This window comes from Oceanobacillus luteolus, assembly GCF_023715655.1.
Taxonomy (GTDB): Bacteria; Bacillota; Bacilli; order Bacillales; family Amphibacillaceae; genus Oceanobacillus; species Oceanobacillus luteolus.
In genome coordinates, this window is record NZ_JAMBON010000005.1 from 105,210 (window position 1) to 128,881 (window position 23,672).

At 40.5% G+C, this 23,672-nt stretch carries 21 protein-coding genes and 1 riboswitch; of the genes, 15 read left to right on the plus strand and 6 right to left on the minus strand.

What is annotated here, in order from left to right; translation table 11 throughout:
* Positions 1 to 171: 171 nt before the first annotated feature.
* Complete coding sequence (locus M3210_RS05835; protein WP_251512359.1) at positions 172 to 672, plus strand: superoxide dismutase family protein; 501 nt, start codon at positions 172 to 174, stop codon at positions 670 to 672.
* Between the two features lie 170 nt (positions 673 to 842).
* A complete protein-coding gene (locus tag M3210_RS05840; protein ID WP_251512361.1) occupies positions 843 to 1,760 on the plus strand; it encodes a DMT family transporter in 918 nt (305 codons plus the stop codon).
* Between the two features lie 97 nt (positions 1,761 to 1,857).
* Here M3210_RS05840 and M3210_RS05845 read toward each other — a convergent pair whose 3' ends face one another.
* From M3210_RS05845 to M3210_RS05855, 3 genes are all read right to left on the minus strand, one after another.
* A complete protein-coding gene (locus M3210_RS05845) occupies positions 1,858 to 3,204 on the minus strand; it encodes an alkaline phosphatase (protein ID WP_251512363.1) in 1,347 nt (448 codons plus the stop codon).
* 229 nt (positions 3,205 to 3,433) lie between these two features.
* Positions 3,434 to 4,387 (minus strand): zinc-binding dehydrogenase, encoded by a 954-nt coding sequence (locus tag M3210_RS05850; RefSeq protein WP_251512366.1) that lies wholly within the window; start codon positions 4,385 to 4,387, stop codon positions 3,434 to 3,436.
* A 127-nt stretch (positions 4,388 to 4,514) separates the two neighbouring features.
* Positions 4,515 to 5,303, minus strand: coding sequence for a GDSL-type esterase/lipase family protein (locus tag M3210_RS05855; protein ID WP_251512368.1), 789 nt, complete (start codon positions 5,301 to 5,303; stop codon positions 4,515 to 4,517).
* 283 nt (positions 5,304 to 5,586) lie between these two features.
* Between M3210_RS05855 and M3210_RS05860 the strand changes: the two genes are divergently transcribed.
* The 9 genes from M3210_RS05860 to acsA all read left to right on the plus strand — a co-directional run bounded on the left by M3210_RS05860 (position 5,587) and on the right by acsA (position 15,544).
* Positions 5,587 to 5,754, plus strand: a complete 168-nt coding sequence (locus tag M3210_RS05860) for a hypothetical protein (RefSeq protein WP_251512370.1) — start codon at positions 5,587 to 5,589, stop codon at positions 5,752 to 5,754.
* A gap of 79 nt (positions 5,755 to 5,833) precedes the next feature.
* The gene (locus M3210_RS05865) at positions 5,834 to 6,937 is read left to right on the plus strand and encodes an NAD(P)/FAD-dependent oxidoreductase (RefSeq protein ID WP_251512372.1); all 1,104 of its coding nucleotides are present in this window, start codon (positions 5,834 to 5,836) and stop codon (positions 6,935 to 6,937) included.
* Positions 6,938 to 7,238: 301 nt separating this feature from the next.
* A complete protein-coding gene (locus M3210_RS05870; RefSeq protein ID WP_251512375.1) occupies positions 7,239 to 7,988 on the plus strand; it encodes a DeoR/GlpR family DNA-binding transcription regulator in 750 nt (249 codons plus the stop codon).
* The gene (gene pfkB, locus M3210_RS05875; protein ID WP_251512377.1) at positions 7,985 to 8,896 is read left to right on the plus strand and encodes a 1-phosphofructokinase; all 912 of its coding nucleotides are present in this window, start codon (positions 7,985 to 7,987) and stop codon (positions 8,894 to 8,896) included. Before M3210_RS05870 ends, pfkB begins: the two co-directional genes overlap by 4 nt.
* A gap of 25 nt (positions 8,897 to 8,921) precedes the next feature.
* Positions 8,922 to 10,799 (plus strand): PTS fructose transporter subunit IIABC, encoded by a 1,878-nt coding sequence (locus M3210_RS05880; protein WP_251512379.1) that lies wholly within the window; start codon positions 8,922 to 8,924, stop codon positions 10,797 to 10,799.
* Between the two features lie 159 nt (positions 10,800 to 10,958).
* Positions 10,959 to 11,062, plus strand: a riboswitch (SAM riboswitch).
* A gap of 136 nt (positions 11,063 to 11,198) precedes the next feature.
* Complete coding sequence (locus M3210_RS05885) at positions 11,199 to 12,182, plus strand: aliphatic sulfonate ABC transporter substrate-binding protein (RefSeq protein WP_251512382.1); 984 nt, start codon at positions 11,199 to 11,201, stop codon at positions 12,180 to 12,182.
* Positions 12,183 to 12,197: 15 nt separating this feature from the next.
* Positions 12,198 to 13,052, plus strand: coding sequence for an ABC transporter permease (locus M3210_RS05890; RefSeq protein ID WP_251512384.1), 855 nt, complete (start codon positions 12,198 to 12,200; stop codon positions 13,050 to 13,052).
* A gap of 17 nt (positions 13,053 to 13,069) precedes the next feature.
* Positions 13,070 to 13,810: an ABC transporter ATP-binding protein gene (locus M3210_RS05895; RefSeq protein ID WP_251512386.1), complete on the plus strand. Its 741-nt coding sequence runs from the start codon at positions 13,070 to 13,072 to the stop codon at positions 13,808 to 13,810.
* A gap of 15 nt (positions 13,811 to 13,825) precedes the next feature.
* Positions 13,826 to 15,544, plus strand: a complete 1,719-nt coding sequence (gene acsA, locus M3210_RS05900; RefSeq protein WP_251512388.1) for an acetate--CoA ligase — start codon at positions 13,826 to 13,828, stop codon at positions 15,542 to 15,544.
* A 99-nt stretch (positions 15,545 to 15,643) separates the two neighbouring features.
* Here the strand turns inward: acsA and cysK are convergent, their stop codons facing one another.
* The gene (cysK, locus tag M3210_RS05905; RefSeq protein ID WP_251512390.1) at positions 15,644 to 16,567 is read right to left on the minus strand and encodes a cysteine synthase A; all 924 of its coding nucleotides are present in this window, start codon (positions 16,565 to 16,567) and stop codon (positions 15,644 to 15,646) included.
* A 230-nt stretch (positions 16,568 to 16,797) separates the two neighbouring features.
* Here cysK and M3210_RS05910 point away from each other — a divergent pair, with 230 nt between their 5' ends.
* The 4 genes from M3210_RS05910 to M3210_RS05925 all read left to right on the plus strand — a co-directional run bounded on the left by M3210_RS05910 (position 16,798) and on the right by M3210_RS05925 (position 20,862).
* Complete coding sequence (locus M3210_RS05910) at positions 16,798 to 17,583, plus strand: ABC transporter ATP-binding protein (RefSeq protein ID WP_251512392.1); 786 nt, start codon at positions 16,798 to 16,800, stop codon at positions 17,581 to 17,583.
* Positions 17,567 to 18,334, plus strand: coding sequence for an ABC transporter permease (locus M3210_RS05915; protein ID WP_251512394.1), 768 nt, complete (start codon positions 17,567 to 17,569; stop codon positions 18,332 to 18,334). Before M3210_RS05910 ends, M3210_RS05915 begins: the two co-directional genes overlap by 17 nt.
* A 43-nt stretch (positions 18,335 to 18,377) precedes the next feature.
* Positions 18,378 to 19,370 carry an ABC transporter substrate-binding protein gene (locus M3210_RS05920; protein ID WP_251512396.1) on the plus strand — a complete coding sequence of 331 codons (993 nt, stop codon included), beginning with the start codon at positions 18,378 to 18,380 and terminating at the stop codon, positions 19,368 to 19,370.
* Positions 19,371 to 19,674: 304 nt separating this feature from the next.
* A complete protein-coding gene (locus M3210_RS05925) occupies positions 19,675 to 20,862 on the plus strand; it encodes a M14 family zinc carboxypeptidase (protein ID WP_251512397.1) in 1,188 nt (395 codons plus the stop codon).
* A 159-nt stretch (positions 20,863 to 21,021) separates the two neighbouring features.
* On the opposite strand, the gene M3210_RS05930 is transcribed toward M3210_RS05925, so the two are convergent.
* Positions 21,022 to 22,083 (minus strand): ABC transporter permease, encoded by a 1,062-nt coding sequence (locus tag M3210_RS05930; RefSeq protein WP_251512399.1) that lies wholly within the window; start codon positions 22,081 to 22,083, stop codon positions 21,022 to 21,024.
* Positions 22,080 to 23,609 (minus strand): sugar ABC transporter ATP-binding protein, encoded by a 1,530-nt coding sequence (locus M3210_RS05935; protein ID WP_285853595.1) that lies wholly within the window; start codon positions 23,607 to 23,609, stop codon positions 22,080 to 22,082. The genes M3210_RS05930 and M3210_RS05935 overlap by 4 nt, the downstream gene beginning before the upstream one ends.
* Positions 23,610 to 23,672 lie beyond the last annotated feature (63 nt).

Here is a 23,672-nt window from a genome sequence, read left to right on the forward strand (position 1 = left end):
TTCTTTCGATGTTTACTTCATCACTTTCATGTAAATAATGTGAATGCCTTAAAAATAATTCAACGGAGGTAAAAACATGAAAAGATTAACTCTACTTTTCCTTTCTCTTGGGCTGTTAATTTTCACGCATACCAAGCAATAGGTACAGAAAATGACCAAGATACATATGCAGTGGATGAATCAAGCGTTGAAGTATCTACTGACATTATGAAGGAATCAGCTTCATCGCTTACGGTTCCGTTAATCAATACCAAAGGAGAAACAATCGGGGAAGCGAAACTGGAACAAAAATCGGATGGTGTGAGCATTAATTTGGAAGCTTCCAACCTATCGCCAGGTGTCCATGGATTCCATATCCATGAGAAAGGGCTATGTGAACCACCTACATTCGAATCAGCAGGCAGCCATTTTAATCCGACAAACGCAAAGCACGGATTTGAGAACCCAGAAGGACCTCATGCTGGGGACCTTCCGAATATTGAAGTAACAGAACAAGGAACTGTATCAGCAACTGCGCTCGCAGAGATGGTTACATTGGAAAAAGGTAAGGAAAATTCGCTCTTAAAAGAGGGGGGAACTTCTTTAATGATTCACTCTAAAGCAGATGATTATAAAACGGACCCTGCAGGAAATTCCGGTGAACGGGTTGCTTGTGGTGTGATTAAGGAATAAAGTGAAAGAATCCCGAGTATTTGTTACTCGGGATTTTAGTTGTTCTTAAAGGTTGTGACTCCCGGTTCATAGAAACTCAAGAATAACAGCAACTATGATAGAATAGCATATAACATATTTGAACATCGTAATTGCTGTTTTCATCATAAACCGGGGGGGTGCAAATAATATTGAACAAAAATCCTCGTGTTATTTATCTCATCGTTTTATTTGTCATGCTTATATGGGGGATAAATGTCTCCGCGCTTAAAGTGATTGTAGAAAACTTTATGCCAATTACCATTACTTCTCTTCGTATTTTTACAGCTGGAGTAACGGTCATGTTAATTTTGGGAGTCACAAAAGCATTACGGCTGCCCAAAAAGAAAGAATGGTATTTTATAATGGGGGGTGCAGTGTTCAGCGTCGTCCTCCATCATTACTTTTTAGCAGCTGGTTTGACGTTGACCAGTGCCACGAACACGGGACTGATTCTGGGAATGGGTCCGGTATTGACAGTCATTTTTGCCACAATCATCTTAAAACGAAAACCATCGCGTCTCCAATTCGCAGGTTTTATCCTTGGATTTATTGGAGTGAGCTTCACTGTTTTAGCTGGCAGCGGAGGTATCATGACAATCAATCTAGGAGATTTCTACATATTATTATCAATAGTTTCTCAAACTCTTAGTTTTATAGTGATCAAGCGGGCAGCAGAAACCATGGATTCCAGATTGTTGACAGGCTACATGTTAGTCGTTGGCTCTGTCGCTCTATTCTTTATAAGTTTATTGCAAGAACCAAATGGAATAGCCTCTCTAAAGCAAGCTGACTATACAGTGTGGCTCATCTTCCTATTTTCTGCTTTAATTGCTACTGGAGTTGGTCATATGGCGTATAATCATGCCATCAGCAGACTAGGACCAGCAGAAACATCCATATTTTTGAACTTGAATACATTCTTTTCTATTATGGGAGCAGCTCTATTCCTGAATGAGGCCATTTTATTATCTCATTTTATTGGACTAGTATTTATTGTTTTTGGGGTAATCTTCGGCTCAGGCGGACTCGAGGCATGGATGTTGCAAAGAAGAAGAAGGAGAATGTGAAAGTGTGTAATATAGTTCTTATCTAAAAAAATTCCCCCGAACAGGCTCATACCATGTCTCGGGGGAATCTCTTTGATTGTACCGTTAACTCAAATGCTTACTTTAGCTTCATCGCCTTAGCCATAATTTTTGGAAGATCTGTGTTATCCAGGAATCCAACAAACTTCTCTGCTTGTGGACCATATGCATAAACAGGGATGTCTGCTCCTGTATGGTTCGTGCTTGTCCATCCGATATTCGCGCGATCACTCACTACCGTGTTGATTGCAAAAGCTGCATTGCTCGCATCTTGAATCGCTTGAACCTCTTCATTCGTCAAGTCAAATCCAGTATATTTCGCAAGTACTTCACGTACGTTGGAACGATCTTCATTCAATTGAGCAGCCATAAAATCACCTGTAGCCGTTACATCTTGTAAAACAGCTGCATTGAGCTCCATGGATCCTTTGGAACCAGTCGTCATTCCACCAGTATCGTGGTCACCAGCAACGACTACAAGCGTTTTACCATCTTCTTCGGCAAATTCAATCGCTTCCTCCACTGCCTCTTCAAATGCTGCAACATCTGACATTGCATAACCAGCATCATTCGCATGTCCTGCCCAGTCAATTTGGCTGCCTTCAACTACTAAGAAAAATCCTTTTTTGTTTTCTTCTAAAATATCAATAGCAACTTCGGTCATTTCTGCAAGGCTTGGCTCTTCCGTTTCATCACGGTGAAGTTCCGGAGCTAGAGCACCATTTGCGAATAATCCTAACAGTTTTTCACCTTTTCTAAGTTTGATATCCTTGTTTTCTAGTAATTCATCTCGAGTTTCAACAAATTCATAACCTTGTTCTTCTGCTTGTTTGATCAAATCAAGCTCCTCTTGATTTCCACCTTTAGAGACTGGTAAGAAATTGTCTTTACCTCCACCAAGTATGACATCTACTTCATTAGCAAGATACTGTTCCGCAATTTTAGTTTCATTATTACGGCTTTCTACATGAGAAGCGAAAGACGCTGGTGTTGCATGTGTAATGGTAGATGTTGCGACTAGACCAGATGCTTTCCCGTTTTCTTGGGCTGCCTCAAGAATCGTTTGAAGCTCATTTCCCTCAGGATCTAGACCAACTACACCATTATTTGTTTTATTTCCAGTGGCCATTGCTGTACCTGCTGCAGCGGAGTCTGTGATATCAGAGTTAGCTGAATATGTAGTGAACATCCCTTTTAAATGCGCATCCCAAACCGCGTCTTCCCCTTTATAAACGCGATAGTTACTTGCGTAGTCAGAGCTGAATCCATCCGGAATCATATAAATGACATTTTCTACTTTTTTATTATTTCCCTTGTTTCGAGCATGTTCTGGCTTGGCATCGACCGCCCCTAAACTTAAACCAGAAAGTACGAGCCCTGCACTTAGTGCAACTACACCAAGTTTTTTACCAAGATTGTTGAACAAATTAACCTCTCCTCTCAAATTTCAACTACAATTTGAGTATAACTAACTAATATTGAAATCTAGTTAAAGTCTAGTAAATCTAGCATAAATTTTTTTAGGCAGGAATCACTAGTCGAGATTTTTGCCTTGCTAAAGTTGCAGGACTTGATACCCCGCTCCTTTACTGTTCTTCGCACAAAAAAACCTAAGAAGCATAAAAAACTTACCTCTTAGGTTTAATTCTAAGTATTTATTTTTCCATGTTCGCTACTAAACGACCTGTAACTTTATTTTCTTCCAGCATCTGAATACCTTCAGGAATTTCATCAAAACTTATTTCAGTTATTTTAGGATTCACTTTTCCACTAGCAAACAATTCATAGATTTCTTCAATATCTTGTTTCGTACCACCATTACTTCCAACCAATGTTGCTTGCTTAGTAATCAATGATGTGACATTGATCGTTGTTTCTAGTTTCCCCATCCCGACAAGAACTACTTTACCTTGGAAACCAATAGATTCTAGTGCTTCTCTAGTGGTTACATCAAAACCAGCAAAATCAATAATGACCTCTGGTTCATATTGTGCAATTTCTTTTACATTTTCAAATGTACCTGCAGCACCTAAGCTTTTAGCTAATTCACGCGCATTTGGGTTCAAGTCAACCGCATATACAGTAGCTCCTTTTGCAACAGCAGCTTCTAATGCAATCTGACCCAATCCACCAATACCAATCATACCGACTGTCATGCCTGCTTTTACTCCACCTTTAGTGAATGTTGCATGGTAAGACGTCATTCCGGCATCTGTACCAGCTGCTGCTTGTGCAAACGAAACACCTTCCGGGATTCGGACTAAGTCTTCAGCCGGTGCTAAAACCTTTGTACCGAAGCCTCCATCATATGCATAACCTGGAGCCATTTTACTTGGACCAGTAGGACAGACAGCTACTTTATCACCAACTTGGTAGTCTGTTACACCTTCACCAACTTCACTGATGACACCTGCAACTTCATGCCCCATAATGACAGGAAGTTCACCAAGTAATTCTTTCCAACCTGGATCTCTTAAAACACCGACATCCGAGTGACAAAGACCTGCCACCTTTGTGTCGATAACTACTTTACCTGCTTCAACTTTCGGATCTTCTTTTTCCACCAATTCTAACGGTTCATTTGTTTCTACAAACTGCCAACCTTTCATGATGATTCCTCCTTAAGTTGTTGTATGTCTACATCTATATTATAAACCTTAAAGAGGATGGCCTACTGAAATGGAATGACAATTTATTGAACTTGGCCTGTCTATGAAGCAATAAGTGGATAATTAATCAAACCTCTTCCAAAACATTACTCACTTGCTTAATGATCAAATCAGAGAGTTCCTTATATCCTTCTTGATTAGGATGGACCATATCTGCCCACAAATCTTTTTTTCTACCTAGTTCTTTCGTATTCACACGAATAATGGCAAGCTTATTCATGCTTGAATTCCAATAGTTGATTAGAACCCCCGTCAAGCCAAAAAATTGATAGTCCTTTTCTAAAGAATTATACAAGTTATTCACGACGATGGTTATGGCTGGATTGATTGCTTCAATGTATTCGATGATATGCTGTAAGTTTTTTATATAATTGGAGCGGACTTTAAAGAAGTTTTTTAAAACGGCACGCGCGCCATCTTTGTGGAAGTGTTGCAGAAGATCGTTTCCTCCAATATTGATAAATACAAGATTGGAATCTTGCAGTTGCTGGTCGTACAATTTTTCATTGATCAGCTTTTGAAGCAAGCCTTCCGAAGTCAGGTGAATAATCCCTTCATTCTCTACATTGACTTCACCAAATTTACTTTCAAGATGCTCTCTCAGGTAATTTGTAATGCCTCCATTCGGGGATCCATATCCCTTTGCCACCGAATCACCTAAAATGAGGACTCTTCTTATATGTTTTGTATTGGTTCTTGCTTGTTCCATGTATTTATTCAATTTCTTTGCTTGCCTATACTTATTGATCCCAACATAAGCTGCTGCAGCCAACAAAATTGGAGAGGTTATCAAACGGGTCTTTTTTGGTCGTCTTTTGCCAACATCATGGTGTATTGAATTTACTTTATCGTTCAAAGAGTGACCTCCTTTTAATGCGTGGGGGCTCCCCACAACCAATTATTATTACGATTCCTCAATTGTAACACTTTTATTTGAAGATTTTAATCGTGAGGGATTAAACAAAACTTAATATATTATATGCATCCGACAGTATTTCGTCCTGTCACGTGACCATGTGAAGCTTCAAAGCCGAAATAAAATCCATGACGAACCAAATATTTATTTTTTTGTTAAAAAACAAAAAATAAATTGACAATTTAACTACCTCGGTAGTAGTACGTTGTAAAGGGTAAGAATAATGGAAAAAGAGAGAATATTAGACGCATTGCCAGAAGGAATTCTCTTATCTCCAGCTGGTAGTTTTAGAATAACATTTGTCCTATTCATTATAAAATTAAAAACAGGTTATAATCCACGTGCGCTTCTCCCCTCTTCTTCGCACCATTACTTAAATATAAAACAATAGTTACCCTGATTTAAAAAGGGATTCCACGGAGGAATGTCAAATCATGTATTAGAAAGAAAAAACAAGAGGAGGTCAGACAATGAAAGTTGCAGTTATAGGGGCAGGAATTGTAGGGGCTTGTGCCGCATTTTATTTATCCCAAAGCAATGACTGTGAGGTTATTGTAATTGATAAAGCTCTTGAAGGGAAAGCAACACTGGCAGGTGCAGGAATTATTTGTCCTTGGATCTCGAGATATCATGACCCTGATTGGTTTGTCATTGCAAGCAGAGGTGCCCAGTATTATCCTGGCTTGATACATTCCTTGAATCAACTCGGAGAAACAGATACTGGTTATAAACAAACCGGTGGAATTGCAACAAGTAAAGACATAAATGTTTTAAATAACCTGGAAGAAAAAGTGGCTAAAAAAAGAGAAACATTTCCAGTAATCGGCGAAATTAAACTTTTAGAGGCTCCAGAGGCACAAGAATATTTTCCAGCACTAGCTGATAACTTACATGCACTCTATATTTCCGGAGCTGCCCGTTTAGATGGACGATTATTAGCTGAAGCTTTAGTACGAGGAGTGAAGAAAAATAAAGGTAAAGTAATAGAGGAGCAAATACGTTTAGAAAAACACGACAACCAAATTAAAGTATCAACCAAACAAGGTGCTATACAAGCTGACCGTATTATTGTCGCAGCCGGGGCTTGGACGAACGATTTGCTGAAGGATATTGGTGTTTCCATTCATGTGAATCCTCAAAGAGGACAGATCATCCATCTATCTGCCGATGAAGACACATCCAATTTACCTGTCATTCTCCCCCAAGAAAGTAGCCATTATATTGTTCCTTTCGAAGATTCACGCATTGCTTTTGGCGCAACCCGAGAGGACGGGACTGGTTTTGACTACCGGATGACTGCGGGAGGTCTTCAAGAAGTATTAAATGAAGGATTAAAAGTTGCACCAGGTTTAGTCAATCATACAGTAAAGGAAATCCGGATTGGCTTCCGCCCGATGAGTCCAGATAATAAGCCTTACTTGGGTATTATTCCTGAATTCGAAAATGTTGTTGTTGCAACTGGATTAGGGGCTTCTGGATTGACAATGGGACCTTATATCGGATCTTTAGCAGCGAAGATAGCGATGGATGAGGAAATTGAGATTGATTTAGACCCTTATAGGTTGAATAGATAATAAAATCCAATTAAATGGAGATATTAATCAAAGTAAAAAAGCTAGGATTTCTAATTTCTTTGAAAATCCTAGCTTTAATTTTGAATTCTTTGAGCGTATACACATACAGGAGGTTTTTCGTTTAGTTACAATTCTACTCTTTCGCCAATTCAACTAATACCCTATTATTTTCTATCCCCTCTATTGTCTCCAGTTTCACGCCCCCCTCCCTTCTTCTATCTAACAACATCACACGACAATTGAATAATTTTGGTTGTTTTTGAACGGTTTTGATGGTATTATACAGATAAAGGAGGTTATTATGTTAACAGAAGAGAGACATGCTTCCATATTAGACCTGCTGAAACAGAAAGGAATCGTTAAAACAAAAGAATTAATGGAAACGCTTCAATGCTCTGAATCTACAATTAGACGGGACCTCGATGAATTAGAGAAAAATGGATTGTTACGGCGGGTCCATGGTGGCGCTAAACGTATCTATCGATTGGATGATGAATTATCAATTCAGGAAAAATCACTCAAAAACGTTCATGAAAAGGACGCGATTGGTCAAACTGCTGCTTCTTTTATAGAAAATAACGATGTGATTTACGTGGATGCTGGTACATCAACACTTTCTATGATTGATTTTATTGAAAGCGATGACATTACCGTTGTTACAAATGGGATACAGCATGCATCCCTCCTTGCAGATAAAAACATACACACGATTCTCGTTGGTGGAAGGATAAAACCTTCCACAAAAGCAATTATTGGACCAACGAGTCAAAAAGAAATCAGTGATTACCGCTTTAACAAAGCTTTCTTAGGAATAAATGGAATTGACATGGAATATGGCTGTACGACACCTGATCCGGATGAAGCAGCTTTAAAAAAATTAGTAATCAAAAATTCCTCCAAGGCTTATATGTTAGCCGACCACAGCAAATGGGGGAAAATCAACTTTGTTAAAGTATGCGACTTGGAGGAAGTGACAATCATAACATCACAATCGAAAATAAATCTTCAGGAATATAAACAGAAAACGAATGTTTTGGAGGTGGAGCGATGATTTATACGGTTACTCTCAATCCGTCGATTGATTATGTGGTTCAAGTTGAAAATCTTCAGTTAGGTGAACTGAACCATAGTTCAAGTAACTTTAAGCTTCCCGGCGGTAAAGGAATCAACGTTTCCCGTATCCTTCATCAATTGAATACAGATACGACTGCACTCGGCTTTATTGGCGGTTTTACCGGCGAATTTATCACCAACTGGTTACAACAAGACGGGATTCGTACAGATTTTATAACAATCGCTGATGATACCAGAATCAACATCAAATTGAAATCCGATTCTGAGACCGAAATTAATGATAGAGGTCCTACTATACGTGAAGAAGAAGCACAGGCATTGTTAAAAAAAGCGGAAAACTTCACGGCAAATGACATAGTTATTTTGTCAGGCAGTATGCCTCCTTCCTTGCCTTCTGATTTTTACAAACAGCTGATTGAGCGTTTTTCAGCTGCAAATGTTCAATTTGTCATTGACACGACTGGAGAAGGATTAAAATCATCATTGCCGTATCAGCCATTCCTCATTAAACCGAACGTAAAGGAGTTGGCGCAATTCTTTAATGTAACATTAGAAAGCAATGAAGCAATTCTTCATTACGGTAAACAAATGATAAATCTCGGAGCACAGCATGTCATTGTATCTATGGCTGGCGATGGTGCATTGCTCTTTACAAAAGATGCGATTTATCAAGGAATCAGCCCGAAAGGTACTGTTAAAAATTCTGTTGGTGCCGGAGACTCAATGGTAGCTGGATTTATTGCTGAATACCATTCATCCGGTAATATAGAGTCCGCATTCAAAATGGGACTCGCATCTGGAAGTGCGACAGCCTTTTCGGATGACTTAGCGAAGAAAAACGATATTTTACAACTACTAGAACATGTCGAAGTTTCACGCCTTTAAAATTTGATAAAGAAAGGTGATTATCATGAAAATAACCGATGTCTTAAGAAAAGATATTATGATTATGGACTTGCAGGCAACAACAAAAGAACCCGTAATTGATGAGATGATACAAAGTCTCGTAAATACTGGAGTGATTACAGACCGCAGAAAATTTAAAGAAGCAATATTAGAACGTGAAGCTCAAGTTACGACAGGTCTCGGTGATGGAATCGCGATGCCGCATGCGAAGAGTGCTGCAGTTAAAGAGCCTACCGTTCTATTTGCTAAAAGCAATAAGGGTGTGGATTATGAATCTCTGGATGGAGAGCCTTCGTACTTGTTTTTCATGATTGCTGTTCCAGAAGGCGCCGACAATACCCATCTAGAAACGTTGGCTTCCCTCTCGAAGTTATTAATTGACGAAGCATTCATCGATCAATTGAAAAAAGCAATAACACCCGATGAAGTACATGCGCTATTCGAAGACGCAGTATCAGAAGAAGACGTGCAGGAAAAGGCTGAAGAAACAACTGCTAATGCGGAAAACAGCCAGAAAACACCGTTCATCGTCGCCATTACCGCTTGTCCAACGGGGATTGCGCATACCTACATGGCTGAGGATGCCTTAAAGAAAAAAGCAGCTGAACTGAATGTGGATATCCGCGTAGAAACTCAAGGTTCTGAAGGAGCAAAAAACGCACTGACGGCTGATGAAATTGAACGTGCAGAATCTATTATCATCGCTGCCAGTAAACAAGTTGATTTAAGCAGATTTACTGGTAAACATGTGTTGCAACGACCGGTAACGGACGGAATTCATAAAGCCGAAGAACTCATTACAAAAGCAATGAACCAAGAAGCTCCGGTTTATCATGCTGATCAGGTGAAAACTTCTGAAACTGAAGAAGAAAAATCCTCTTCAATTTGGGGTAGAATCTACAAGGATCTGATGAATGGTATCTCCCATATGCTGCCATTTGTAGTTGGGGGTGGGATTTTACTCGCCATATCATTCTTATTTGAAAGTATGCTAGGCAGCGAAAATGAGATTTTCACCTTCTTAAATTCAATTGGTGGGAATGCATTTAGCTTCCTTATCCCGATTTTTGCTGGATTTATTGCAATGAGTATTGCCGACCGACCTGGTCTCATGCCTGGAATGGTAGCTGGTTTAATTGCCGTGAATAGTGATGCAGGTTTCCTCGGTGGTTTGGTTGGAGGCTTCCTTGCTGGTTATATTGTCGTTCTACTCAAGCAGCTTTTCCGCAATTTACCGAAATCATTGGAAGGTTTAAAACCGATTTTAATTTATCCTGTGATCGGCTTATTCTTTACTGGAATATTAATGTATTATATTTTTGGCCCAATTTTCTCAGGGATTAATTCAGCGATGATTAATTTCTTGCAAAATCTAGGAACAGGGAATGCGGTCATTCTTGGAGTGATACTTGGAGGAATGATGGCGATTGATATGGGTGGACCATTTAATAAAGCCGCTTACGCTTTCTCGATAGGAATTTTCACTGATACAGGTGATGGTAGTTTAATGGCGGCAGTAATGGCGGGCGGAATGGTGCCTCCACTTGCAATCGCGGTAGCCACTACCATGTTCAAACATAAATTTACAGAAGGCGAACGTAAATCCGGATTAACAAACTATGTTATGGGAATATCATTCATTACAGAAGGAGCCATCCCATTTGCAGCAGCTGATCCTATACGAGTCATTGCTTCGTCCATTATTGGAGCAGCAACTGCAGGAGGATTAACCCAGCTATGGAATACAGCCATCCCTGCACCACATGGTGGACTTTTCGTTATTCCACTTGCTGAAAATGCCTTGCTTTTCCTATTAGCTTTAGCTATTGGAACAATGGTTGCAGCAGTTGTACTTGGATTGTGGAAAAAAACAGTACGTTAACACATGTTAAAGATAACCCTCTGTGGGTTATCTTTTTTTATCCAGAAATTTCCTCGAATTAGTATTTTCGTCTCATCTTCCCTGAAAAGATTGACTTGAAAAAATTATGATGTTATTATGCATCTAACACAAAAATTTTTAGAACAATTGAATAATTATTTCTTATCCAGAGCGGCGGAGGGACTGGCCCGATGATGCCCGGCAACCTACTTAAAAATAGTAAGGTGCTAATTCCAGCAGGATTATATCCTGGAAGATAAGAAGAGCGTAATGATAAATCAACCCTCTTCTTAACGGAAGAGGGTTTTTATATTTTCATAAGTAGGAGGTTAGGAAACAGGATATATACCCTTTTTCAAGATAAGGGAAAAATGAATGTTAATCAGGAGGAAAAAAACTATGAAAAAACTAAAATATTTGATCATCAGTATGGTTGGATTAGTATTACTCATTTCTGGATGTTCCACTTCAGCCAGTACGGATGGTAAGCCAAAAAAAATCAAATTGGATTATGCGTACTACTCCCCTACTAGTCTAGTATTGAAAGAATTTGGATGGCTGGAAGAAGAATTGAAGGAAGATGGCATAGAAGTTGAATGGGTGTTAAGCCAAGGCAGTAATAAATCCTTGGAATTCCTGAACAGTAATAGTGTAGATTTCGGTTCTGCGGCAGGTGCGGCTACCTTAATGTCAAAAGCTAATGGCGCTCCAATCAAGACCGTCTATATCTTCTCCAAACCAGAATGGACTGCACTCGTCACAAATCAGAATTCAGGAATTGAATCGATTCAAGACTTAGAAGGAAAACGAGTTGCCGCTACACTGGGTACGGATCCATACATTTTCTTGCTTCGTGCTTTAGATGAATCCGGTATCTCAGCAGATGATGTTGAAATTGTAAACCTGCAACATGGAGATGGTGCTTCTGCCTTATCTTCCGGTTCTGTTGATGCCTGGGCGGGGCTTGACCCACATATGGCAAGACTGGAATTAGAATCCGATGCCGAACTGTTTTATCGCAATCCTGACTTCAATACGTATGGCTTTTTAAGTGTCAGAGAGGAATTTGCTGAGCAATATCCCGACTATGTGGATAGAGTTATTGAGGTTTATGAGAAAGCTAGAGAATGGACCATTGACAATCCAGAAAAGGCTGCCGAAATCCTGGCTGAAGAAGCGAGCATCGAACTAGAAGTGGCCAAAACACAGATTGAACGGAATGATTTCTCCAATGCTATACCGAGTGAGCTGCATCATGAGGCGCTGATTGAAGCAGGCAATGTCTTACTTGGAGAAGTAATCGATGAAACAACAGATATTAAAGAAGTCACTTCGGAACTCATTGATTCGTCGTTTGCGGAAGAAACAATCAAGTCTGAATAAGGTGGAGGGAACAAGATGAAATACAAAGGGGAATTAACAACATCCGTACCTTTAAAGAAACAAATCGAAAAGAATAAAGCTACTGGAAAACTTAATGGATTTTCAGGGTCTGGAAGAACAGTAATTTTAGGCAGTATTATTCCGGTAACCCTCTTAATAATATGGGAGGGTTTAAGTAGATTAGAAGTATTACCTGCCTACCAGCTTCCCGCACCGACCGTTATTTTCAACACCATCCTGACGATGGCGCAGGATGGCACATTATGGTCGCATATCGGGATAACGACTATCCGTGTATTTCAAGGATTTATATTAGGTACCATCGTTGCAATCATCCTAGGATCGTTAGTCGGATTTTATAAAAAAGCGGAGCAGTTGTTGGATCCGATGCTGCAAGCCTTCCGCTCCATCCCTTCCCTCGCTTGGGTACCTTTATTCATTCTATGGATGGGAATTGGGGAACCTTCGAAGGTGACGATGATTGCAGTCGGGGTGTTTTTCCCGGTTTATTTAAATATCGTGAGCGGGATAAGCGGCGTGGACCGAAAACTGATTGAAGTTGGAAAGATGTATAGTTTAAACAACTTCCAACTCATCAAAAGAATCATCTTGCCAGCTGCATTACCTTCCTTTATTGTCGGTCTTCGCAGCGGTCTTGGCTTAGGGTGGATGTTTGTTGTCGCAGCGGAACTAATGGGTGCAAGTCAAGGGTTAGGGTATTTACTCGTCCTTGGGCAAAATACACTCTCACCCGAGACAATTATCGCAAGCATTATTTTATTTGCAGTAATTGGTAAGTTATCGGATTGGATTTTAAAACTGATTCAAGACAGGTCACTTCATTGGCAGGATGGTCTGGAGCGATCGTAAACAAAGGGGGTAATCAAATGAGCCTTGAATTAAGGGATGTCAGCCGAACATTTGACGGGAAAACAGCTGTGAATAATATCAACTTCTCCGCCAAGCCTGGTGAGATTATCGGACTCCTCGGCACGAGTGGCTGTGGGAAAAGTACATTATTACGTGCAATTTCCGGACTAGATCGTGGGTATGATGGAGAAATTGCAATAAACGGAACGACCACCAAAGCAGTGCATGACAAAGTAGGATTCATTTTCCAAGAGCCAAGATTATTTCCATGGTTAACGGTATTGGAAAATGTAACTTTCGGCTTAAAGGGAGATAAACAAGACATGACGGAACGGGCCACCAAATATTTGGAAAGTGTCGGTTTAAAGGGTAGTGAGAAACTTTATCCAAAACAATTGTCCGGCGGGATGGCTCAGCGTGTAGCAATTGCTAGAGCATTGGTCACATCACCGGAAATCCTTTTATTAGATGAACCATTCAGCGCCCTCGATGCATTTACAAAAATGCAGCTGCAGGATTTGTTGTTGGATGTTTGGAAGACTCATCAGTCCACCATCGTTTTAGTCACCCACGATATTGATGAAGCAACATATTTATGTGATCGCATCATTATTTTAAGAGGGCAGCCTGGAGAAATCGATAAAGAAATTGAAATTAGTGAAGCACGTAATCTCGAGCGTGGCAGCGAGAAAGCCGCATTCTACAAGAAAGAGATTTTAGACAGCCTTGATTTGAATAAACAGAGTTCGCGCATCTAAAGGGAGGAAAAGAACATGACATTAAAAAATAGAAGTATTCCATCTTTAGCTAATCATGCTTACAATCTATCAGACTATAACGAAGTAAGGAAAAACTTTGACTGGAACCAATTAGGGAGAGATTTTATCCGGGAAGACGGTAAGGTCAATGCAGCACATGAGACGATTGACCGTCATGTAGAAGATGGCTATGGTGATAAAATTGCCCTCCACTATGTCAATGGTGAGGAGAGACAAAGTTATACCTTCAAAGAAGTGAAGGAAAAAACGGATCACTATGCAACAGTTTTAAAGAATTCTGGTGTTAAAAAAGGAGATCGCGTATTTGTTTTCCTTCCGAAAACGCCAGAATGCTATATTTCCATCCTGGCAATCATTAAGATTGGTGCCATTGCTGGTCCACTTTTTGAAGCCTTCATGCAGGATGCGATAAAAGAACGTATCAATGACTGTGAAGGTACACTGCTAATTACAGATAAGGATATGGTAAATAGAGTGCCGCAAGACGAAATCCCTTCGTTAAAAACCATATTATTTGTGGAGGATATCGAAGTACTTACTATTGAAGGTGTAGAAGAAGATGTTGTAGAGTGGCTCGACCCGGAAGATGGATTAATTATTCATTATACAAGCGGTTCTACAGGAAAACCTAAAGGTGTGCTCCACGCTCATCGGGCGGTCGGTCATCATTACATTTCTGGTAAATGGGTACTGGATATTAAAGATGACGACGTATATTGGTGCACCTCCCACCCAGGCTGGGTGACAGGGAGTGTATACGGTTTGTTTGCACCATGGCTGAACCGGGCAACGATCATCATCCAAAACGGACGCTTTCAGGCTGAGGAGTGGTATCAACTCATCGAGGAATTCAAAGTAACGATTTGGTACAGCGCCCCTACTGCTTTTCGCATGCTCCTTGCTCAGGATGAGTTGCTTGAAAAATACGACCTATCATCTATCCGACATGTACTGAGTGTCGGTGAGCCACTAAACCCTGAAGTTATTTACTGGGCTTGGGAAAAACTGGGCGTCCGCATTCACGATACATGGTGGATGACCGAGACTGGAGGACATTTAGTCGTCAATTTACCATCTGAAGAAATAAGGCCGGGCTCGATGGGCAGACCATTCCCGGGGATACAAGTCGGTATCCTTGATGAAGATGGAAATGAATTGCCTCGTTGCTCTGTTGGGCAACTCGCTGTCCGTACTCCTTGGCCGGGACTGATGAAGGAAATCTGGGGAAATAAAAAGAAATTCAATGATTACTTTAAATATGAAGGCTGGTATCTTTCAGGTGATTTAGCTATTCAAGATGAGGATGATTATGTGTTTTTCCAAAGCCGAGACGACGATATGATTAACTCTTCCGGTGAACGGATCGGCCCGTTTGAAGTGGAAAGTAAACTGATTGAGCATCCGGCAGTCAGTGAAGCCGGTGTAATCGGTAAACCAGATCCAACCCGAGGTGAAATTGTAAAAGCATTCATCACCCTCCGTCCAGGATATGTGGAATCGGAAGAACTGTTAGAAGACATCCGTCTATTTGTCCGAAATCAACTAGCGGCACACGCAGCACCTCGAGAAATTGAGGTTATGGATGAATTACCAAAAACAACAATCAGTGGGAAGATTTTACGAAGAGAATTAAAAGCACGGGAAGTAGCTTTAAGTCATGCAGAGGCAAACCACACTGGAGTCAAAGAACCTTCTGTATCAGCAACTCGTTAAAATAGCTAGCAAACAAAGTAAACAAAAATAGCCGTGTGGTAAAAGTCCGCACGGCTATTTATAAAAAGTATAGGGATGGTCAGCTAGCTCCCCACTCTATCACTCTGGAAATAAATCCGATGATAAATATCGTTCCCCTGTGTCAGGAGCAATGCTGAGAACTCTCGCAGATTCCGGAAGTTCTTTTGCTATCTGGATGGCGAAATATGCAGAAGCTGCACCAGATGCGCCGACAAATATCCCTTCCTTTGCAGCAAGATAGCGGGCCATTTGTTGGGCGTCTTCATCTTCTATATGAAGAATCTCATCAAAGATTTCCTGGTTTAATATTTTCGGGATGAACCCAGGGCCTGTGCCCGGAATTTTATGTGGACCTGGTTGCCCACCGGAGAGAACTGGAGAACCTTTAGGCTCGACCACATATATTTTTAGATCGGGGATTTGTTTTTTCAATTCTTCACCTGCACCTGTCACGGTCCCTCCTGTCCCCGCAGTGAGGACTAGAGCATCCAACTTACCATCAAAGGATTCTAGAATTTCCACTGCAGTTGTTTCACGATGAGCATCAGAGTTTGCTTCATTTTCAAATTGCATCGGAATAAAGCTGTTTGGGATGTTGCTCGCTATCTTGTTTGCTTCGTCGATAGCTCCTTGCATCCTTTGACTTGCAGGTGTCAGAATGACTTCTGCCCCGTAGGCTTTCATAATTTTTATCCGTTCTTTCGTAGCATTATCCGGCATCGTGATGATGCAGCGATATCCCTTAACTGCGCTGACCATACAAATTCCAATCCCTGTATTTCCAGAAGTCGGCTCAATAATCGTGCTTTTTCCCGGAATCAGTTTGCCATCTCTTTCTGCTTGTTCAATCATATTGAATGCTGCCCGGTCTTTGACACTGCCACCCGGATTATATGACTCTAATTTCATATATACACCAGCACCATTTGGATCTGGTAATTTATTCAACTGAACAATAGGAGTATTTCCGATAAGATCAAGTACTGAACGATATATCTTCATGAAGTTCCTTCCTCTCTTATTGCATAATAAACGAAATGCTGCAATTTAAATTCCAACTAAATCAGTCAGCTTAGTATTATTTTGACTATATTTTAGCGTATATCTAGGGAGATAACAATAAAGAAAGACTGGAAGATTGACTTTTAAGTGAGGAAGTATATAATAAAACATAGTTAATCCGATTAACTTACTAGGAATAGTTCGGTTAATCTATGAATAGGTGGGAGAACATGTTTCTTTCGATAAATAACGTACAGAAAAGCTTTCCAAATCAAGGAAAAACGGAACAAGTATTACGTGATATCAACTTAAATATAGAAAAGGGAGAATTCGTTTCTCTTTTAGGACCATCTGGTTGTGGGAAATCTACCGTGCTGAACATTATTGCAGGACTTCTTAGACCCAGTGAAGGAGAACTTTACTTAGACAACCAACAAATAACTAAACCCGGGAATGACCGGGGCATGGTATTTCAACAGGCTGCCCTCTTCCCTTGGTTATCCGTGGAAGAGAATGTGATGTTTCCATTGAAAAAAATAATGAAGAAACAGGAAGCCCGAGAAACAGCACAGAAATATTTACAACTCGTACAATTGAGTGCTTACGCCAATCATTCTCCTCATGAACTTTCAGGAGGTATGCAGCAGCGAGTCGCCATCGCCAGAGCATTGGCGATGAGCCCCCGGGTGCTGCTTATGGACGAACCATTCGGTGCACTAGATGAACAAACAAGAATCAGGCTTCATGACGAACTGGAGAGAATCTGGGTCGAAACAAAAAAGACGATTATATTCGTGACCCATAGTATCCAAGAGGCCATTAAGTTATCTGACCGCATCATTGTCATGGGTACCCAACCAGGCAGAATCTTACAAGATATCCCTATCGACATCGAAAGACCTCGTGAAAAACATTTGCAACAGATGGCACAATATGAAGAACAGATTATGAAACTATTAAAAAATGAAATTGATAAAGTAGCAGAAGAGGAATTGAAATATGCAGTTAGCAATTAAACGCATTCTATTTTTTATAGGGTTATTTGCATTATGGGAATTGGCGATTTGGATTTTCTCCATTCCTCCCGTCATCTTACCATCCCCGACTACTGTCTTTTCAAGTTTATTTGAAAGCTTAGCGGATGGGTCACTGTTGAAAGACTTAAGAGCAAGTTTTTCTCGATTATTAATAGGTTTAAGTATCGCACTGATTATCGGAGTACTTTTAGGGATATTATTAGCAAAGTTTAAAACTGCAGATGAGACACTTGGTTCTCTCATACTGGCATTACAAAGCATACCTAGTATCGTCTGGCTTCCACTGGCGATCATGTGGTTTGGCTTAAATGAGAAAGCAGTTATCTTCATCGTCGTACTCGGTGGAACCATCGTAATGACGATCAACATGCGAACAGGAATCAAAAATGTGCAGCCGCTTTATACTAAAGCAGCTCAAACAATGGGGTCAACGGGGATCGATTTATTTTTCCGCGTTATCCTGCCCGCTTCCGTCCCTTATGCAGTTACAGGTACGAGACTCGCATGGGCGTTTGCCTGGCGTGCATTAATGGCTGGTGAATTATTAAGCTCCGGACCAGGACTCGGCTATACGTTGAAATACGCATCTGATTTCGGTCGGATGGATATGGTCATGGCAATCATGGTCGTGATTGGTGTAATTGGAGTTACAGTAGATATTCTTATTTTCCAACGGATTGAAAAGAAAGTCATGATTAAATGGGGATTAGAACAAAAAGAAGCAGCTTAGACGTCATGTCTTTTAAGATTACATTTATTAAGGAGGAAGTTAAATGAGAAAGTGGATTTTACTGTTGGTTTTATCTCTTTCCTTGGGAGCATTAGCAGCTTGTGGTGATGATTCTGGTACTAGTGGGGATGCAGAGAAGGAAGAAGTCATCATTGGATATTTCCCGAATATCGACCATGCACCAGCAATGGTTGCCCGTGAAAAAGGTTACTACGAAGAGGCGCTTGGCGATAACGTGAACATCGAATATCGTACATTCCCAGATGGGGGTACATTTATGACCGCCTTAAAATCTGGTGAAATTGATGCTGGATTAGTTGGACCAGGGCCAGTGTTAAACAACTATTCCAATGGTGCAGATGTTAAAATTATTAGCGGTGCCTCGGCTGGAGGTACAGTAGTAGTAGCAAGTGAACAAAGTGGAATTGAAACATTAGAAGACATTGAAGGAAAAACATTTATTACACCTGGTATTGGCTGTACCCATAACGTACAATTTGAAACATATTTAATGGAGCAAGGTGTTGATGAATTATCTTCCGAGCGTATCGGTGGTTCTTTGAAGCATGTGACTGGAAACCCAGCTTCTTATCAAGGTATGTTTGAAACAGGGCAAGTAGATTTAGCTGCAGTTCCAGAGCCATGGGCGTCGATTCTGATTGATAACGGAGCAAAAGTCGTTGTAAGCACAGAAGAAATCGCTTATGGAGAAAACTTACCAAACGTTGTTTCAGTAGCAACAGGAGATCTAGTTGAAAATAACCCCGAAATCGTTCAAGGATTAGTGGACGCACAGCAAAAAGCAGTGGATTTCATCAATGAGAATCGTGAAGAAGCTCAAGACATCGCGATCAACGCAATCAAAGACTTGACTAAACAAGAAATGGATAATGATATTGTGGCGAAAGCGATGGATCGGATCACGTATACTACTGAAATCGAAGAAGAAGTATTGCTCGAGTTCGGTCAGTCCTCATTCGAATTGGAGTTTCTAAAGGAACAACCTAATTTTGAAGGATTAGTAGCGTCTGAGTAAATAAACGATCATTGTATTTAAAAGATTTGACCCTTGCTGACTCTGAACGGAGTTATCAAGGGTCTTTACCGTTTGTGAATATAAAAGCCTCTTAGGTTCAGATAAGTACCTTGAGCCTGCAACCCTTTCCTTCCGCCCTTTTCCCTAGAAACCTTCCTCCCAACGTTCGAGATATTCTTAGTAAAGAAGTTGTGGTTCACTAAAAACCACGTAGTCTATAGCATTCATTTTATAAATATCGGAAGGAGATTAGTACATATAACGAGAATAATTTCATTACTAATACTAACAAGGAGGCACTGCAATGAAGCTGATTGGAAAAGTTGCATTATTGAGCGGGGCTATTTTACTTGGTGCGGGAGCTCTTTCCCCAGCAGTTAATCCCCCGTTAACTTCAGAGGCAGCAGAAATTAAAAAACCACCAGTATCAGGATTTATTAGTCATGATGAATTAACAAGAGAATTAACTCAAATTGAAAGGACAAGCAATGGAAACGTCCAAGTAGAAGTCGCCGGATATTCCAACCAAGGAAGAGAAATCTATACCGCAACCGTTGGGACAGGGGATAAAGTGGTTTTGATTCAAAGTGAGATACACGGAAATGAAAAGGTAGGAACGAAAGCTTTGTTGGATATGGTCAAAAAGATTGGTAAAAACAATTCTCCAGAAATGAGACAACTCAGGGAAGAACTGACAATCGTAGCGATTCCAATGATGAATCCCGATGGTTCCGAATTAAACCGCCGTGGTAATGAAATGACTTGGGAAGAGGTGATCGAGGAATTTCCGCAACTGGAAGGCGCCCAACCAACATGGAATTATTACACATACGTAAATCAATATTGGGATTATGCATCACAGCCAGGATTTGATGTAAACCGAGATTTTAATCCTAACTTAGATTATGTACCTCAACCGCAAGACTTTCCTGGCAACTCATCACAGGCAGGATGGTTTATTACACCAGAATCTCAAACAGTTCGCGATGTTTATAAAAATTTACAAGAACAATTTGGAACGGTTGATGTCTTTATCGACCTACATCACCAAGGTGAGTATGTGATTGAAGGTACGGACGATCCGGTTACCTTATCATTATCCGGACTTTTTGTGCCGAATCCAAGTACACCAGAGGGGGAAAAGTATCGTCAATATGCAGATCAGTATAACGAGGAATTTTCTAAACAATTAAACGTGGCTGCTTACAATGCATTGCAAGAAATGGGTAATTCACCTTTTGGCAATATCTCGTTATATCCTCAAGGTCTAGACTTGCCCGGCACAGCATTAGGAACCTTTGCATTAAATGGAAGTGGCACGGTATTATTTGAAATTACTGGTCAGACGCAAAACTTCGGACAGAAGAAAATGGGACAATTAACAAAAGCTGTTGAAACCGGAGTACTAGGTATTTTAAACAGTGTTGCAACAGGTGAAGTCCATGAACTGGATGTTGAAGACTATGATGAAATACCTTTAACTGAACGGTAGTCGGGAGAAAAGATGAATTTTATTACTCATTAGGGAATTCAAGCAAGACAAGACTTATGAGCAGCAATTAAAGTTCATGAGTAAAAGCACGTTAAGTTAAGAAATGCATAAAAAATGCGAGTCTAATATAGTTAGAACTCGCATTTTTTTAGTTATTCTCTATCCCTGTTCACTCTTCCTCTGCAACAACACCGCCACGATGACGATTAATCCTTTAAACGCTTCTCTTAGGAACGGCGGAACTCCAAAGAGGTTCAATAAGTTATTCATAACCGCGATGATCAACATGCCATACACCGTACCGAGAATAAATCCCCGCCCTCCAAGCATATGGGTCCCACCGACTACAGCGGCAGCAATGGCATCCATTTCCATACCACGTCCTGCATTGGAAAAATCCATGGAACCGATACGGGATACTTGAATAATTGCTGCAATTGATACGAGTAGCCCCATCAATGCATACACTCTAAGCTTGACCTTATTGACATTCACTCCCGATAATTTGGCAGCACGTTCATTGGAACCGACAGCAATGATTTGTCTACCGAATACCGTGCGCTTGGACACATAATAGAGGATCGCAGCAATGATCGCCCAGTAAATGATTGGCATGATCATGAGGTTACCTATTTTAAAGCTGGATAGTTGTAAAAATTCTGTTGGAACAGTCGTGTTATATCCTTGGGTGAAATGTTGGGTGACACTACGGAAAATCATCATCGCCCCAAGTGTCGCAATAAATGGCGGGACCAATCCTTTCGTAATCGTGACCCCAATCAATCCTCCCAACAGGATACCGAATGCCATCACTAGAACAATCGTTATCATAATCGCAGGAACTCCAGTAATTCCTAACCCTCCGAGAATTCCAGATGCTCCTGTATCCAATAGATACATAGCGAATGCACCGGTAATGACAAGGGTGGAACCTACGGATAAATCAATTCCACCGGTCATGATAACGAAGGTCATTCCTAAAGCAACAATACCGACACCTGCATTGTTTCTGAGTATATTAATCCAGTTGTTTGTCCAAGCCTGGAGCCATTCACCAAATGAACCATAATCGAAACCTAACGTTAATGTTTGTAAAATAACCATAATGATAAGGGCAATCAAAACACTAAATAAAGGATCATTCGACCATCTGTGTTTCAAACCTTCTATGAATGTTCTCTTCTGTTTGACAGGTGGTGTCGGAGATGGACTTGGAATCATGATTGATATTCCCTCCTTTTTATCTTCAGCTCCCCGCCGGTAGCCAGATGCATAATCATATTCTCGTTCATGTCATTGCCACGGACTTCCCCTTGAATCACACCGTGATACATGACAAGTGCTCGATCACACACGCGGATCACTTCCTGTGCTTCGCTGGAAAGGACAATGACAGCAATATTTTCTTCCTCTGCCAACTGAATGATGATATCGTAAATGTCTTCCTTTGCACCGACATCTACACCTTGCGTCGGATTATCTAAAATCAACACTCGAGGATTTGTTGCCAACCATTTCGATAATACGACTTTCTGTTGATTCCCTCCTGAAAGACTCGTAATACTATCCGTCCATTCCCTCATTTTTATTTGCAATTTATCTCTTTGTTCTTTGAAAATTTGCTGATGCTTACTTGTATCAATGGTTCCTCGTTTAGCAAACATCGGCCATGTTGTAATCGATGCATTTTCGAATATACTCATGTCTTTAAGGATGGCATTTTCTTTTCTGTTACGTGGGAGATAGGCAATCCCTGCTTTGATTGCCTCGTATGTACTTTTGCTATTCATTTCTTTTCCATGAAGATAAATCTTTCCCGATTGTATTGGCCTTGCGCCAAATATCGCTTGAAAAAGTTCACTTCGGCCATCACCAAGCAATCCCGTTACCCCGAGGATTTCTCCAGCATGGAGTGTGAAATGGATATCACGGAAATGTTCAGCATCAGTTAGATTTTCCACCCGCAATACTTCTTCTCCCATATCATCAGGCTCTTTTTCTCTTCTTAATGATTCTGTCCGCACGTCAAAACCGACCATGTAACTTGCTAATTCCTTTGTCGTGACCTCGCTTACTTTTCCTTCTGACACCAATATTCCATCCCTCAATACAAAATATTTATCACAAATTTTCATTACTTCGTTTAATTTATGGGAAATAAAAATGATGCCAACATGATGTTCTTTCAATGTTTCCATCATTTGAAAGACACGTTCAATCTCCGTATCCGTAAGTGATGTAGTTGGTTCATCCATTATAATCATCGAGGCATTCATCATCATGGCACGGCAGATCTCAACTATCTGTTTATAAGAGGCATCTAAATCTCGTACCATCCTCCTTGGGTCCAAATCGACATTCATTTTTTCAAATATCTCCACTGTTTTTTGGTACATTCGCTTAAGATCCAAGTTGCCACGCTTTGTTTTTAATTCGCGGCCAAGAAACATATTTTCATAGATTGGCAAGTCATTGACTAAGTTAAGTTCTTGATGTATAAAAGCAATGCCCGCGTCCAGCGACTCACTTGGACTTTCAAATATGACTTCCTGTCCATCCATCAAAATCTGACCAGAATCCTTTTGGATGACACCTCCGAGTATATTCATCAACGTTGATTTTCCCGCTCCATTTTCCCCAAGCAATGCGCATATCTCACCACCTTGAATGGATAGGGATACATCCTTTAACACATGGTTACTCCCAAAGGACTTCACGATATGCTGCATCTCAATCTTCACATCCATCACCTCCAAAAGACTAGAAATGGAAAAGAATGGGCTATAGCTCGGCCATAACCCTCTTTCTTT